The sequence below is a fragment of the Thiomonas sp. OC7 genome, assembly GCF_900634595.1.
Taxonomy (GTDB): domain Bacteria; phylum Pseudomonadota; class Gammaproteobacteria; order Burkholderiales; family Burkholderiaceae_C; genus Thiomonas; species Thiomonas arsenitoxydans.
On sequence record NZ_LR131953.1, the window covers coordinates 2,680,215 to 2,694,579 of the forward strand.

The window sequence follows — 14,365 nt, forward strand, 5'->3', positions numbered from 1 at the left end:
CCATCATGCAAGCACAAGACATCAGTCTCGACGTTCTGGCGGAGAAATACGCCAAGGGCGATGAGCGCACCATCGCAGACATTCACACCCGCGTCGCCCGCGCCCTGGCGGTTGAAGAGGCCGACCCGGCCCGCAGCGAAGCGCTGTTCCGGCAGGCGCTGGCCGACGGCTTCGTGCCCGCCGGACGCATCATGTCGGCGGCGGGCACCGACATTCAGGCCACGCTGATCAACTGCTTCGTTCAGCCCGTGGGCGATTCGGTATCCGACGACAAGGACGGCAAGCCCAGCATCTACAAGGCGCTGGCGCAGGCGGCTGAGACCATGCGGCGCGGCGGCGGCGTGGGCTACGACTTTTCGCGCATCCGCCCGGCGGGCGCGCATGTGGGCGGCACGCACAGCCGCGCCAGCGGCCCGCTGTCGTTCATGCGGGTGTTCGACGCCTCGTGCGAAACGGTGGAATCGGCCGGCAGCCGCCGGGGGGCGCAAATGGGCGTATTGAGAGCCGACCATCCCGACATCGAAGCCTTCATCCACGCCAAGGATCAAGGGGCGTTCAAGAACTTCAATCTGTCGGTCGGCGTGAGCGCCGCGTTCATGCAGGCGGTCGAAAACGACGCGCAGATCGATCTGGTGCACAAGGCCAGGCCGGGCGACGATCAGCTCGCTGCAGGCGCGCATCAGCGCGCCGACGGCGAGTGGGTGTACCGCAGCGTGCGCGCCCGCGATCTGTGGGACCAGATCATGCAGTCCACCTACGACCACGCCGAGCCGGGCATTCTGTTTCTCGACACCGCCAACGCCGACAACAATCTGTATTACTGCGAAACCTTCGAGGCGACCAACCCTTGCGCCGAGGAGTTCCTGCCCGACTACGGCTGCTGCTGCCTGGGCTCGATCAATCTCACCCGTTTTGTGCGCGATCCGTTCACGCCGCAGGCGCGGTTCGATGCCGAGGGTTTTCAGGCCGTCACCCGCGTTGCGGTGCGCATGCTCGACAACGTGCTCGACGTGACCTATTGGCCGCTGGTCGAGCAGCACAACGAGGCGCAAAACAAACGCCGCATCGGCCTGGGCTTTCTCGGCCTGGGCGACGCCTGCGTGATGCTCGGCCTGCGCTATGACAGCGACGACGCCCGCCGCTTCGCGGCCGACATGGCCCGCACCCTGCGCGACGCGGCCTATGCCGCCTCGGTCGATCTCGCCAAGGAGAAGGGCGCCTTCCCGCTGTTCGACGCGAAAAAATACCTCGACAGCGGCTTCGCCAAGCGTCTGCCCGAAGCCCTTCGCGCCGACATCGCCGCGCATGGCATCCGCAACTCGCACCTGCTCGCGGTGGCGCCCACCGGCACCATCAGCCTGGCGTTTGCCGACAACGCCAGTAACGGCATCGAACCTGCGTTCTCGTGGGTCTATACCCGTAAGAAGCGCATGGCCGACAACACCACCCGCGAGTACGAAGTCGCCGACCACGCTTGGCGCCTGTACCGCAGCCTGGGCCACGACATGAGCGCCCTGCCTCCGGCCTTCGTCACCGCGCTGGAAATGTCCGCCACCGATCACATGAAAATGCTGCAGGTCGTGCAGCCCTTTATCGACACCAGTATCAGCAAAACCGTCAACGTCCCGGCCGACTACCCCTACGACGACTTCAAAGACCTCTACCTGCAGGCCTGGAAAGCCGGGCTCAAGGGGCTGGCCACTTACCGCCCCAACGCCGTGCTTGGCGCGGTGCTGCAGGCCACGCCCACGGCGGCCGCGCCTGCTGCCGCATCTGCCCGGACTGCCGACGACATCGATCCGCTCACCCGCCGCATCGAGGGTCGCCCCTCGGGCGACTTGCAGGCCGTCACCAGCAAGATCAGCTACATGACCTCGGAAGGACAGAAGACCGTCTATCTCTCCGTCTCCTTCGCCGAAGTGGAGGGCCGGGTGAACGGCGAGGCGGTGCGCATCGAGCGGCCCATCGAGTTCTTCATGCCTGCTGGGCAGCGCGACGAAGGCCAGCAATGGATCGCCTCCAATATGCGGCTGCTTTCCCTCGTCGCACGTTCGGGCGGCTCCATCGCCAAGAGTCTGCAGAACATGCGCGAAGTCGTGTGGGACAAAGGCCCGGTGCGCTGCGGCGAAGTCATCAAGTCAGACGGCAGCCGCGCGCCGCGTTTCCACCAGTCCGAAGTCGCCGCCATCGCCTACGCCCTGCAGGAACTGCTGCGCCGCCGCGGCTATCTCGACGCCTCCGGCCGCGAACAATCGCTGCTCTCGCTGGCGCAGCGCGCCCACGTTCCCGAAGCCCTGCGCATCGACCTCGAATCAGCCGACGCATCCCCCGAGCTGCTGCCCGGCGGACGCATCTGCCCCGAATGCGGCGGGCCGTTTCTACGGCGAGTGGACGGCTGCGACCGCTGCGAGAACTGCGGATATATAGGCAGCTGCGGTTGAGGAACGGGGCAGGACGGCTGTACCTGTATGTGCGTTCGGCACGGCGTTTTTCACCCGTGGTCGCGCAGCGCTCGGATCGGTTTTGCCAATGCCGGCAAATCGTTTTGGAGGGTCTTCCACACCAGTGAGAAGTTGATCGTCATGTATCCGTGAGAGACGCGGTTACGCATGGCAATCATGGTGCTCCAGGGGGTGCCGTGATGGTCGGCAATGAACGCCGGGGAAGCCCTCTCGATGTTACAGGCCGCTTCGCCGATGACCTCGATGTTGCGAATCACAGCATCCTGCACGAGTATGTTGCGCAGAAAGCTCTCTTCATCCATTGCTTCGGTGTATTGCGCAATGCGCCCGATGGCTTCGAGAATGTGGGCGATGTATTCGGGAATGCGCAACTCAGCGCGCTTCATATCATGCGGGCCTCTGCAAGCACCAGTGCACGGAACTTTTCCGGGAGATCACCCGGGGTGAGGACATCAACGGGCACTCCCAGCAAGCGCTCCAGTTCGACCTGGATGGCCGCAACGTCCATCAGTGACGTTTCCGCCGTGGGATCGACCAGCACATCCAGGTCGCTGCGGTCGTCATCCTCGCCCCGCACGACCGACCCGAAAACACGCGCGTTGCGGGCACGATGCGCCAGAACGATGCGGAGAATCTCGGCTCGATGGTTTTGCAGGGCTTGAGAGGGCTTCATAAGCGCGAATTATCCCTGCTTTGATCGCTCCGATGGAGTTTTGACCCGCAAGGAAAGTTTGGGGTCGTAGCACTCGGCCCCCGCTATCCGTCAACCTCGCGGCGGGATTTCAATTTTCACTTCCAGCACGTCCAGCGTGTCCTGGCGTTCCAGCTTGACCTGGATGTCGTTGCTGTCGATCTTGACGTATTTCGAGATTACGTCGACTAGTTCGCGCTGCAGTGCGGGCAGCCAGTCGGCGGGGGCGCCGTTGCCGCCGCGTTCGTGCGCGAGGATGATTTGCAGCCGTTCTTTGGCGACGGTGGCGGTTTTCTTTTTTTCGCCCAGAAAGAAAGAGAGGAATGACATGGTGCGCTCCTCCCTCAACCGCCGAACAGGCGCTTGAACAGGCCTGGTTTCTGATAGTCGGTGAAGCGCATCGGCTTGTCTTCGCCGAGAAAGCGCGCCACCACGTCCTGATAGGCCTCGGCCACGTCGCTGCCGGTGAGGTGAATGGCCGGCGTGCCCTGGTTGGAGGCCTGCAGCACCGATTCGCTCTCAGGAATCACGCCGATGAGCTGGATGCGCAGAATGTCTTGGATGTCGGTGAGCGAGAGCATCTCGCCGTCGCTGACGCGCTTGGGGTTGTAGCGGGTGATGAGCAGATGCTCGCGGATCGGCTCGCCGCCTTCGATGGCGCGCTTGGTTTTGCTCGACAGCATGCCCAAAATGCGGTCGGAGTCGCGCACCGAAGAGACTTCCGGGTTGGTGACGATGAGGGCCTCGTCGGCGAAGTGCATGGCCATGAGCGCCCCGCTTTCAATCCCGGCCGGCGAGTCGCAGACGATGTAGGTGAAGCCCATGTCGTCGAGCTCCTTGAGCACGTTCTCCACGCCCTCCATGGTGAGCGCGTCTTTGTCGCGGGTTTGCGAGGCGGGGAGGATGAACAGGTTGTCGCACTGCTTGTCCTTGATCAGCGCCTGGGTGAGCTTGGCCTCGCCCTGAATGACGTTGATGAGGTCGTACACCACGCGACGCTCGCAGCCCATGATCAGGTCGAGGTTGCGCAGGCCGACGTCGAAGTCGATGACGGCGGTTTTGTGGCCGCGCAGGGCCAGGCCGGAGGCGAAGCTGGCGCTGGTGGTGGTCTTGCCCACGCCGCCTTTGCCCGAAGTCACCACAATGATTTTCGCCATGAGTTCTGTCCTTCTGAATTATTTGAGTGCCAACGGTTCGATCAGCAATTGTTCGCCCTGCAGCCGCACGGTGGTCGGCTTGCCGCGCACTCCGGCGGGAAAGTCTTGTTCGGCGGTGCGATAGATGCCGGCAATGGCCACCAGCTCCGGCTCGAAGCTGGTGCAGAAAACCCGCGCCGCGGTGTTGCCCCGCGCCCCGGCCAGCGCCCGGCCGCGCAGCGCGCCGTAGATATGCACATGCCCTTCGGCCATGACTTCCGCACCGTGGCTGACCACGCCCTGCACGATGAGGTCGCCGGGAGAGTAGATGCGCTGACCCGAGCGCAGTGGGCGGTCGATGAGCACCGTGGGCAGCGTAGCGGGGGCGGGTTCTTGGGCGGGTGTTGCGGCAGGGACGGAAGGCTGCGCCGCGGCTTGGGTTTCGGCGCTGGACGCCGCAGCGGCTGCCGCTGCCAGTGCCGTGGCAGCTTCGGCGGCTTCGGCGCTCTCGGCCGGTTTGCGCGGGTCTCGGCCGACGTCGCGGCTGTCGAGCAGGGGCAGATCGCTGGCTCCGGCCCAGGTTTGTTGCGCGGCTTGCGCCACCACGCCGAAGGGGCGCATTTTGAAGCGGCGAAGCAGCGCGGCGAGCTCGTCCAGCGGCAGGGTGGCGTCTTCGGCCAGGCGGCGCAGATCGATGGCTACGGCCTCGCCCGAGAAAAACTCGGGTGCGGCGTCGAAGCGCTGCTGCAGCGCTTCGGCCAGAGCGGCGAAGTCGGGCGTTTTCACCACCAGATGCACGGCGTCGATGGCACCGCTGCGAAGTTCAAACAAGGTGGCTTTGGAACGGGACATGGACAAACAGGACGACTGCGGGTGTGAGGAAAAAACGAATCCGACAATCGTAGTGGATCGGTGCGGGCGGCCGCAGGTGCGAGCCCGAACTTTCTCAGGCTTCTTGCAGCGCACCGTTCACCAGCCGAAGCTGGCGCTGGCAGCGCGCGGCCACCGTGGCGTCGTGAGTGACGATGATGACGGCGTCGCCCTGCGCCAGCGCCACGTCGAGCAGCAGGTTCAGCGCCACCGCCGAGGCTTCGCTGTCGAGATTGCCCGTGGGCTCGTCGGCCAGCACGAGCTGTGGCTGCGTGACCAGCGCGCGGGCAATGGCCACGCGCTGGCGTTCGCCGCCTGAGAGCTCGCCAGGGCGGTGCTGCAGCCGCGCGCCCAGGCCCATGCTCTGCAACATCTGCGCCGCGACGGCATGCGCAGCTTCAGCCGTTGTGCGGCGAATGCGCAGCGGCATGGCCACGTTGTCGAGCGCGCTGAATTCCATCAGAAGGTGGTGAAACTGGTACACGAAGCCGACATGCTGGTTGCGCCATGCCCCCTGTGCCTTGGGGCTCATCTGCGCCCAGTCGCTCCCGCAGACCTGCACACGGCCGCCGTCGGCCCGATCGAGCCCGCCCAGCAGGTGCATGAGCGTGCTCTTGCCCGAGCCCGAGGCGCCGATGATGGCCAGCGTCTGCCCGCCGTCCAGGCGCAGGTTCACGTCCTTGAGCACATCGACGGCCTGCGGCCCTTCGGTGTAGCGCTTGCGCAGGTGTTCAGCCAGCAGGATGGGGGGGGTGGACATGGGCAACGGGGTCTAGACGTGGAGCCGTGCATTGCACCACAGGCCCGCGTGCGGTGGGTCAGCGCAGCAACAGAGTGGGTATGGTCGAGGCGCGCAGCAGGTCGGCGGTCTTGCTGCCCAGCAGCAGTTTGCGCACCGGTGAATGGGAATAGGCGCCCATGATGAGCAAATCGATATTCTGCTCTTTGAGCACGGCGGAAATCACGCTTTCGGGGTCGCCCGCCCGGGCCAGCACCTGCGCCGTCATGCCGCGCGATTGCAGGGTTTGCCGCGCCCAGTCGAGCGCTTTTTCGGTTTGCGCTGAAGGGGTGCTGGCCATGCATACGGTGATGTCCAGCCCGGCGAGCAAAGGTTGCGCTCCGACCCATTCCACCGCACGGCGGGTCATGCTGCCGCCGTCGTATGCAATGAGCACGCGCTGCGGTGGCGTGAACGCATCGGTCACGGTCAGGATGGGGATGTGCAGGGCGCGCACGATGGCTTCGACGTGACGGCCGATGTCGCGCCCCGACCGTTCTGCCGATGCGCCGCGCCGCCCCAGAACCAGCAGGCCGATGGCGGGCGCCTGCTCGACCAGCGTCTGCGTGAGCTCGCCCAGGCGCTGACGAATGTCCACCTCGGCGGCTCCCGCATCGAGCGCGCGCTGGCGCAGCCGGGCGAGCAGTGTGCGGCCGCGCTCGCGTGCGCTCAACAGCGTCTGGCGTTCACTTTCGGCCAGTTCCTGCAGCAGATCGTCCTGCGCGCCCAGGCCGATGGCGCCGCTGTGGTCGCTGCTGGAGGCTGCGGTTTCGGGATGGCGATCCAGCACATGAAGCAGGTCGAGCAGCGTGCCCATGCGTTGCGCCGCCCAGGCGCCGTAGTCGGTGACGTAGTCGGCGAAGCGGGAATGATCCACGCAGGCCGTGACTTTGTTGTGGTCTGGCATGGTCGGCTCCTCAATGGCTCATCAACAGGTCTTCGGCGCCGTCCTTATCGTGGACCGCGAACTTGTCCACCAGCGTGGCGCTGGCTTCGTTGAGCCCCGTGACCTCGACCTCGGTGGCTTCGCGACGGAATTTGAGGATCACCTTGTCCAGCGCGCTGATGGCCGTGATGTCCCAGAAATGCGCGCGGCTGACGTCGATGTGAACCTTGTCGATCACCTCCTTGAAGTCGAAGCGGGAGATGAAGGCGTCTGCCGAGGCGAAAAACACCTGCCCGGTCACGGTGTAAGTGCGGCTGCGGCCTTCGGCATCGGCCCGCGAGCTCACACGCAGGATGCTGCCGACCTTGTGGGCGAAAAAGAAGCCCGACAGCAGCACGCCGGTCAGCACGCCCAGCGCCAGATTGTCGGTGGCGACGACCACGGCCACGGTGGCCAGCATGACCACGCTCGAACTCTTGGGATGCTCGCGCAGATTGCGGATCGAGCCCCAGTTGAAGGTGCCGATGGACACCATGATCATCACCGCGACCAGCGCCGCCATGGGAATGCGCGCCACCCAATCGCCGAGGAACACCACCATGACCAGCAGCACGACGCCCGCCGTCAGCGTGGAAAGTCGCCCGCGGCCGCCCGACTTCACGTTGATGACCGACTGGCCGATCATGGCGCAGCCCGCCATGCCGCCGAGAAAGCCAGTGGCGATATTGGCCACGCCCTGGCCCACGCATTCACGGCGCTTGTTGCTGGAGGTGTCGGTGAAATCGTCGATCAGCGTGGCGGTCATCATCGATTCCAGCAGCCCGACCACGGCCATGGCCAGCGACACCGGAAAGATGATGCGCAGGGTCTCGAAATTCAGCGGCACATCGGGCAGGAGAAACATGGGCAGGCTGTCCGGGAGCTGACCCTTGTCGCCCACGGTGGGCACATGGATGCCGAAAGCCGCCGTCACGATGGTGAGCACCACGATGGCCACAAGCGGCGAAGGCACCACGCGGGTGATTCTGGGCAACAGATAGATGATGGTCAGCCCGGCCGCCACCAGAGGATAGACGGCCCAGGGCACGCGGATCAGCTCGGGCAGTTGCGCCAGAAAAATGAGAATCGCCAGCGCGTTGGCAAAACCCGTGATCACCGAACGCGAGACAAAGCGCATGAGCTTGTCAAAGCCCGCCCAGCCGATGATCATCTGCAACACGCCCGTCAGCAGCGTGGCGGCCAGCATGTATTGCAGTCCGTGTTCTTTCACCAGAGACACCATCACCAGCGCCATGGCGCCGGTAGCGGCGGAGATCATGCCGGGGCGCCCTCCGGCGAAGGCGATGACCGTGGCCATGCTGAAGGCGGCGTACAGCCCCACCTTGGGATCGACCCCGGCAATGATGGAAAAGGCGATGGCTTCGGGGATCAGCGCAAGCGCCACCACGACGCCCGAGAGCAGATCGTTGCGGATGTTGGACAGCCAGTCCTGTCGGAAGGTTTGCATCATCAGGGACACCTTTGTTGTCGTTGTGCGGCAACGGCATGGCCTGCTTGATCAAGGCGATCCTGCGTGGCACTGCAGCGAAGCAGCTAGGGAAACCACCCTGCGGAACCGCAGGGGAATCATCGCTCGACACGCCGCAGCGAGGCGGCGGATGAGGGGAGTCGTTGCGACCCTCCGAGCGAAAACCAATGCGATTGTAGGGATACTCGCGACACAGCGTGCGGCTACTGCGGGGTGTACTCCGGCACCAGCGCGTGCAGCGCGGCCTTGATCTGCGCAGGCGACTGCGCGCCGCTGGCGGCGATCCACAGCTCCAAGGCCTGCAAATCGATGGCGTCTTGCTCGGCCTGGCGGGCGACCCGCAGTTTGGGGTGGGGCGTGGGCAGGGTGGTTTCGTCGTCGGCCAGTAATTCCTCAAATAGCTTTTCGCCGGGGCGTAAGCCGGTGAAGTGAATGGGAATTTCTTCTTCGGTCTTGTTGGAGAGCCGGATCATCAGCCGCGCCAGATCGACGATTTTCACCGGCTCGCCCATGTCGAGCACGAAGATGTTGCCGCTTTCCCCCATCAGCCCCGCCTGCAGCACGAGCTGCGCGGCTTCGGGAATGGTCATGAAGTAGCGCACGATCTCCGGGTGGGTCACGGTGACTGGCCCGCCGGCGGCGATCTGCGCCGCAAAGCGCGGCACCACGCTGCCGCTCGATCCCAGCACATTGCCGAAGCGCACCGCGCAGCAATGCGTTTCGGGGTGCTGCGCCGCGTGCGCCTGCAGCGCCAGCTCGGCCAGCCGCTTGCTCGCGCCCATCACATTGGTCGGGTTCACCGCCTTGTCGGTGGAGATGAGTACGAAGCGCTGCGCGCCGCTGGCCGTGGCCGCGCGTGCCGCGCCCAGCGTGCCCAGCACATTGGTGCGCAGCGCCTCGATGGCGTTGTCGTCTTCCATCAGCGGCACATGCTTGTAGGCTGCGGCGTGCAGCACCACGGCGGGGCGGTGCCGCTTGAACAGGTCGAGCAGCCGTTCGGGTTCGCGCACATTGGCGGTGTAATAGCGCACGGCCAGCTCGGGAAAGCGCGCCTTGAACTCCTGCTCCAGCGCATAGATGGCGATTTCAGACGAGTCGATGCACACCAGTTGCCGCACGCCGAAGCGCGCGATCTGGCGGCACAGCTCCGAGCCGATGCTGCCCCCCGCGCCCGTGACCAGCGCCACCTGTCCGGCGAGCAGGCTGGAGAGGCCGCGCACGTCGAGCTGCACCGCGGCGCGCCCCAGCAGGTCGGCCAGCTCGACCTGGCGCGGCGCCTGACCACCGCCTGCGCTGCCGCCGCTTTGCAGCCAGTCGTCGGCGCGCGGCAGGGTGAGCAGGGCGAGGTGCGCATCGCTGGCCTGCAGCAGTAGCTCGCGGCGCGCTGGGCTGCCGGGCTCGCTGGCGATCAGCGCGTGGCTGGCGCCTTGCGCCTGCGCCACCCGGGCCAGATCGTCCACACTGCCGGCCACCCGCACGCCCTGCACGCTGCGGCCCACTTCGCCGCGATTCGGGCTGATGAGGGCGGCCACCTGCCAGCCTTTGCTCGATCGCAGGCTTTGCAGCGCGCGCGCGGCGTCGTCGAGCGTGCCCAGCACCAGCAGCGGCTTGCCTTGCGCGGTCGAGCGGGTCAGCCGTCCTTCGGCCAGAATGCGCGCGCCCAGCCGCAGGCCAAGCAGCGCGGCGCCCGCGAACAGCGGATGCAGCAGCACGATGGAGCGCGGGAAATTGGGCAGGCGCAACAGCAGCAGCACGGCCGCCAGCGCCAGCGCCGCCACGATCATGGCCGAAGCCAGCCGCTTGAACTCGGGCACGCTGGTGTGCCGCCACGGCGTGCGGTAAACGCCCAGCCCCGCCAGCGCCGCCACCCACACCACGGCGGCCAGCGGCGTGCTGATCCACAGAATCTGCGCCAGGTTGACCGGCGCGTCATTGCGCAGCAGGCTGAAGCGAAACAGGAAGGCGAGCAGCCAGGTGAGGGCGACGAGCAGGGCGTCGGCCGCCGCGGGCCGCCAGATCGCTCGGGTCGAAAACCTCATGCGGCGCTCCGCCAGCTCAGCTCCAGGCCGCGCGCCACCAGTTCGCACACCCGGGCGCGCTGCGCGGCGCTCATGTTCGAGCCCGAAGGCAGGCAGACGCCGCCTTCGAACAGCGCGCGGCTCACATCCTGCCCAGGTGCGTGGGGGAAGTAGCGGCAAGCGGCGTAAAGCGGCTGCAGATGCATCGGCTTCCACACCGGCCGGGCTTCGACGTTGTGGCGCTCGAGAAAGTCGAGCAGCGCATCGCGGCGGGCCTGGGGACTCTCTCCATCTCCGCCCGCCAGCACGAAGGCCGACAGCCAGCGGGTGGATTGGTGGCCGTCGGGCTCGGCCATCCAGCGCAGACCGGGCACGGCAGAGAGCGCGTCGCGATACTGCGCGAACACTTCGCGGCGGCTCTGCACCCGCTGCTCAAGCACCCGCAGCTGACCGCGACCGATGCCCGCCAGCACATTGCTCAGGCGGTAGTTGTAGCCGTCTTCAATGTGCTCGTAATGCCGCGCTGGCTCGCGCGCCTGGGTGGAGAGCTTGCGGGCGTGTTCGATCAGCGCGGCGTCGTTGCTCACCAGCATGCCGCCGCCCGAGGTGGTGATGATTTTGTTGCCGTTGAACGAAAACACCGCCAGCTTGCCGAAGCTGCCGCTGGGGCGGTCGCGGTAGGTCGCGCCGAGCGATTCGGCGGCGTCTTCAAGCATGGGCACGCCATAGCGTTCGAGCAAGGGGGCGATGTCGTCCATCTCGGCGCTCTGGCCGTAAAGGTTGACGACCACGGCGGCCTTGGGCGTGATGCCTTCTGCCTGCAACGCCGCCAGCGCAACGGCCAAAGCCTGCGGCGACAGATTCCAGCTCTGCGGCTCGGAGTCGATGAATACCGGCGTGGCGCCGAGCTGTTTGATGGGGTTGGCGCTGGCCACGAAGGTCAGGCTGGAACACAGCACCACATCGCCCGGCCCCACGCCCAGCAGGCGCAGGCCCAGATGCAGCGCCGCCGTACCCGAACTCGTGGCGGCCGCGTGTTGCACGCCCACGCGCGCCGCCAGCTCGCGCTCGAAGGCATCGACATGCGGGCCGAGCGGCGCGATCCAGTTGCTGGTGAAGGCCTCCTGCACCAGCGCCACTTCGTCTTCGCCCAGATGCGGCGACGACAGATAGACGCGCTGCGACAGCTCGCGCCGCGTCACCAGGTCGACCACGCGCCCGGCTGCGTCGACCACCGGCACATGGTCGATGCGTTGCGCGTCCATCAGCGCCAGCACGTCGCGCTGGCTGGCCTGCAGGCTGACCGTGTGCGGCGGGTGCGCAGGCAGGGCGGACAAGGGCGCCTCGTTGCTCACCCCGGCCAGCGCGGCGCGGCGCAGATCGCCGTCAGTCACGGTGCGCAGCAGACGCCCCTGCGCGTCGGTCACGAGCAGAATGCCCTGCGCCGTGGCGTCGAGCCGCGCCAGCGCCTCATGCAAGGTGGCGCCGGGGGGCAGACAAAGGGCGTTGAAGGTGTTGAGATTCATGCCGAAACTCCTTGAAGGGGGCGGGCCGGCACACCGGCCCAGGACTCGCCGTCGGGCAGGTCTTGCAGCAACACCGCGCCCGCGCCCAGCGTAGCGCCCACGCCCACGCGCAGATTGCGCAGCACCGTGCTGCCCGCGCCCACCAGGGCGGCTTCGCCCACCTGCACGGCTCCGCCGAGGCGCACTCCAGGGGCCACATGTGCCCAGGCGGCAATTCGGCAGTCGTGATCGACCACCGCGCCGTGATTGACGATGACGCCCATGCCCAGCTCGGCCATGGGCGCGACGACGCACTGCGCCGTGATCAGGCAGCCCGGCTGCACGCGCGCCGAGGCCGCCACGCTGGTGCTGGGGTGCACGATGGTGGCCAGCGGCCCGATGGACGCCAGCCGCGCCGCCTCGTCGCGCCGTATGGCGTTGTGGCCGATGGCCACATGCACCGCGCGCGGGCCGGGCAGGGTGCTGGCCTCGTCGATCGAGAGCACCGGCACGCCGGGCAGCAGTTCGCTGCCCCAGGTGGCCGCGTTACGGTCTGAGGCGACCACGCGTGCAAAGGCGCCGCTCAACAACGCCGCGTCGGCCGCCACGCGGCCGTGGCCGCCGGCGCCAAACACGATCAACACAGGTTTGTCGGAGGATGGGGACATAGTGGTTTCAATAACGATTCACCTTGTGCAGCAGATCGCCAGACAGCGGCAGGGTGGCCAGCAGATGCGCGATGCGCGCGGCGCTGTGGCCGTCACCATAGACGTTTGCTTCCGGATGCGGCCAAGGCCCAAGCGCTAGCGCCTGCCGAACGGCGGCCTCGATGGCGCTGGCCTGCAGCGGCACGTCCACCGCGTTGGCGTTGCGCTCGCGCAGGTTCTGGCGGCTGCCGACGTTGACCACCCGCGTGCCCAGACTGGCCGCCTCGATGATGCCCGACGACGAATTGCCCGCCAGCACCGCGGCGTGGCGCAGCGCGGCCAGATAGTCGGTGCGCGGCAGATGGGTGATGCGGTGAAACCCCGGCCACCGCTGCGCCCGCAGCAAGGCTTCGATGTGGCCCGAACCCGCGTCGGCATTGGGCGCCAGCCACACCACGCTGAAGGCCGACCCGGCACCCGCGGCCCGAAGACCGTCGAGCAGCGCCTGGGTCTGCGCGGCGGCGTCGTCCGCCTCTTGCACTACGGGATGGAAAAGGACGAGGGCGTAAGGGCGCTCGGCGAGGCTCCCCCTCCCGGCCTCCCCCACAAGTGGGGGAGGTGAGAACGGCGCTTCGTGTTCCCTCCGGATGCCCCTCCCGGCCTCCCCCACAAGTGGAGGAGGAGCAAACCCTCTCACTGCAACATCAGTGCCCCCTCCCCACGCGTGGGGAGGGTTGGGGAGGGGAGCCTGCCGTGCCAGCGCCGCCCGCAAGGCCCGCAGCGCGGCCTCTCGCGGAAGCTGCCGCGCATCCGACAGATCATCCAGCCCCGGCGCGCCCACTACATGCACGCGCTGCGGGTCTTCGCCCATCGTGATGAGGCGCTCGCGCGACTGCGCCGTGGCGCAGAAATGCAGCGCCGCCAGCTTGCTGATGGCATGGCGCACCGGCTCGTCCACCGTGCCCGAGCGCTCGCCACCGTGCAGGTGGATGGACGGAACGCCCAGATGCAGCGCGGCAATCGCCCCCGCGAGCATCTCGCCCCGGTCGCCCAGCAGCAGCAGTGCGTCGGGCTGCTCGGCCTGCAGCACCGGCGCCAACCCGGCGAGCGTCTGGCTGATCGCCCGCGTCATGCCCGCACCGTCGCGCGCGCCCACATCACTGGGAATGCGCGCCGCGATACGCAGCCCGCTGGCCTCGATGTCGTCCACAGTGTGGCCGTAGTCGGGGTGCAGATGCATGCCCGTGACCGCCACCGCCACCTCCAGCCCCGGATGCACCGCGGCCGCGTGCAAGGTCTGGCGCATCAGTCCGAAGTCGGCACGGGTGCCGGAGAGATAGAGAATGCGGCGGGGCATGGGGGCGAGAGGAATGGGTGGCAAGTTAGCCAAGACGAGCGGCCAACGGGAAGATTTTTGCAGAGATTGCAGTGCGGCCACCCGGCGCATGGCGGAAAGGGCGGAACCGTACGAACGGCACCTTTGCGGCGAAAGCGCGACAGCCGGGCAAATGTGGCCCTGAAATGATGTTCGTCCCGAACGAAAATTGACCCACCTTTGAAGGTTATGCCTACGCAAAATTGACCCGGGTGTTCCACCTACCCCGCTGCTTTTTCAGGCATGGGGGCAGGAGTGATCACCATGGACATGATTGGCAAGATCCGGCGGATGCATTTCCGCCAGAACAAATCCGCTCGAGTGATTGCCCGCAGTACGGGGCTGTCGCGCAACACGGTACGTACCTGGCTGCGCCAGCCAGGCGATGTTGTGCCGCGGTATGCGGTCGTGCTCGGGGCGGCGTGCGGCGGTGACACGGTAGGCGGAACGATTGGAGATATCTGATATG

The 14,365-nt window shown here is 66.7% G+C and carries 14 protein-coding genes; 2 read left to right on the forward strand and 12 right to left on the reverse strand.

What is annotated here, in order from left to right:
* Positions 1 to 5 precede the first annotated feature (5 nt).
* Positions 6 to 2,441, forward strand: a complete 2,436-nt coding sequence (locus BIO17B3_RS12870) for an adenosylcobalamin-dependent ribonucleoside-diphosphate reductase (protein WP_156054322.1) — start codon at positions 6 to 8, stop codon at positions 2,439 to 2,441.
* A 50-nt stretch (positions 2,442 to 2,491) separates the two neighbouring features.
* On the opposite strand, the gene BIO17B3_RS12875 is transcribed toward BIO17B3_RS12870, so the two are convergent.
* From BIO17B3_RS12875 to BIO17B3_RS12930, 12 genes are all read right to left on the reverse strand, one after another.
* Complete coding sequence (locus BIO17B3_RS12875; protein WP_156054323.1) at positions 2,492 to 2,848, reverse strand: DUF86 domain-containing protein; 357 nt, start codon at positions 2,846 to 2,848, stop codon at positions 2,492 to 2,494.
* Positions 2,845 to 3,135 (reverse strand): nucleotidyltransferase family protein, encoded by a 291-nt coding sequence (locus BIO17B3_RS12880; RefSeq protein WP_156054324.1) that lies wholly within the window; start codon positions 3,133 to 3,135, stop codon positions 2,845 to 2,847. Before BIO17B3_RS12880 ends, BIO17B3_RS12875 begins: the two co-directional genes overlap by 4 nt.
* Before the next feature lie 90 nt (positions 3,136 to 3,225).
* Complete coding sequence (minE, locus tag BIO17B3_RS12885) at positions 3,226 to 3,483, reverse strand: cell division topological specificity factor MinE (RefSeq protein ID WP_013104679.1); 258 nt, start codon at positions 3,481 to 3,483, stop codon at positions 3,226 to 3,228.
* Between the two features lie 14 nt (positions 3,484 to 3,497).
* Positions 3,498 to 4,310, reverse strand: a complete 813-nt coding sequence (gene minD, locus BIO17B3_RS12890) for a septum site-determining protein MinD (RefSeq protein ID WP_013122249.1) — start codon at positions 4,308 to 4,310, stop codon at positions 3,498 to 3,500.
* An 18-nt stretch (positions 4,311 to 4,328) separates the two neighbouring features.
* Entirely contained in the window at positions 4,329 to 5,141 is an 813-nt protein-coding gene (gene minC / locus BIO17B3_RS12895; RefSeq protein WP_156054325.1) for a septum site-determining protein MinC, read from the reverse strand.
* 94 nt (positions 5,142 to 5,235) lie between these two features.
* Entirely contained in the window at positions 5,236 to 5,919 is a 684-nt protein-coding gene (locus tag BIO17B3_RS12900) for an ABC transporter ATP-binding protein (RefSeq protein WP_156054326.1), read from the reverse strand.
* Between the two features lie 58 nt (positions 5,920 to 5,977).
* Positions 5,978 to 6,844, reverse strand: a complete 867-nt coding sequence (locus BIO17B3_RS12905; protein WP_156054327.1) for a universal stress protein — start codon at positions 6,842 to 6,844, stop codon at positions 5,978 to 5,980.
* Positions 6,845 to 6,854: 10 nt separating this feature from the next.
* Positions 6,855 to 8,333: a SulP family inorganic anion transporter gene (locus BIO17B3_RS12910; RefSeq protein WP_156054328.1), complete on the reverse strand. Its 1,479-nt coding sequence runs from the start codon at positions 8,331 to 8,333 to the stop codon at positions 6,855 to 6,857.
* A 221-nt stretch (positions 8,334 to 8,554) separates the two neighbouring features.
* Positions 8,555 to 10,390 (reverse strand): nucleoside-diphosphate sugar epimerase/dehydratase, encoded by a 1,836-nt coding sequence (locus BIO17B3_RS12915; RefSeq protein ID WP_156054329.1) that lies wholly within the window; start codon positions 10,388 to 10,390, stop codon positions 8,555 to 8,557.
* Positions 10,387 to 11,895, reverse strand: a complete 1,509-nt coding sequence (locus tag BIO17B3_RS12920; protein WP_156054330.1) for an aminotransferase class I/II-fold pyridoxal phosphate-dependent enzyme — start codon at positions 11,893 to 11,895, stop codon at positions 10,387 to 10,389. Before BIO17B3_RS12920 ends, BIO17B3_RS12915 begins: the two co-directional genes overlap by 4 nt.
* Entirely contained in the window at positions 11,892 to 12,542 is a 651-nt protein-coding gene (locus BIO17B3_RS12925) for an acetyltransferase (RefSeq protein ID WP_156054331.1), read from the reverse strand. The genes BIO17B3_RS12920 and BIO17B3_RS12925 overlap by 4 nt, the downstream gene beginning before the upstream one ends.
* Before the next feature lie 7 nt (positions 12,543 to 12,549).
* A complete protein-coding gene (locus BIO17B3_RS12930; protein WP_156054332.1) occupies positions 12,550 to 13,878 on the reverse strand; it encodes a UDP-N-acetylglucosamine 2-epimerase in 1,329 nt (442 codons plus the stop codon).
* Positions 13,879 to 14,160: 282 nt separating this feature from the next.
* Here BIO17B3_RS12930 and BIO17B3_RS12935 point away from each other — a divergent pair, with 282 nt between their 5' ends.
* Positions 14,161 to 14,361 (forward strand): hypothetical protein, encoded by a 201-nt coding sequence (locus tag BIO17B3_RS12935; protein ID WP_156054333.1) that lies wholly within the window; start codon positions 14,161 to 14,163, stop codon positions 14,359 to 14,361.
* Positions 14,362 to 14,365 lie beyond the last annotated feature (4 nt).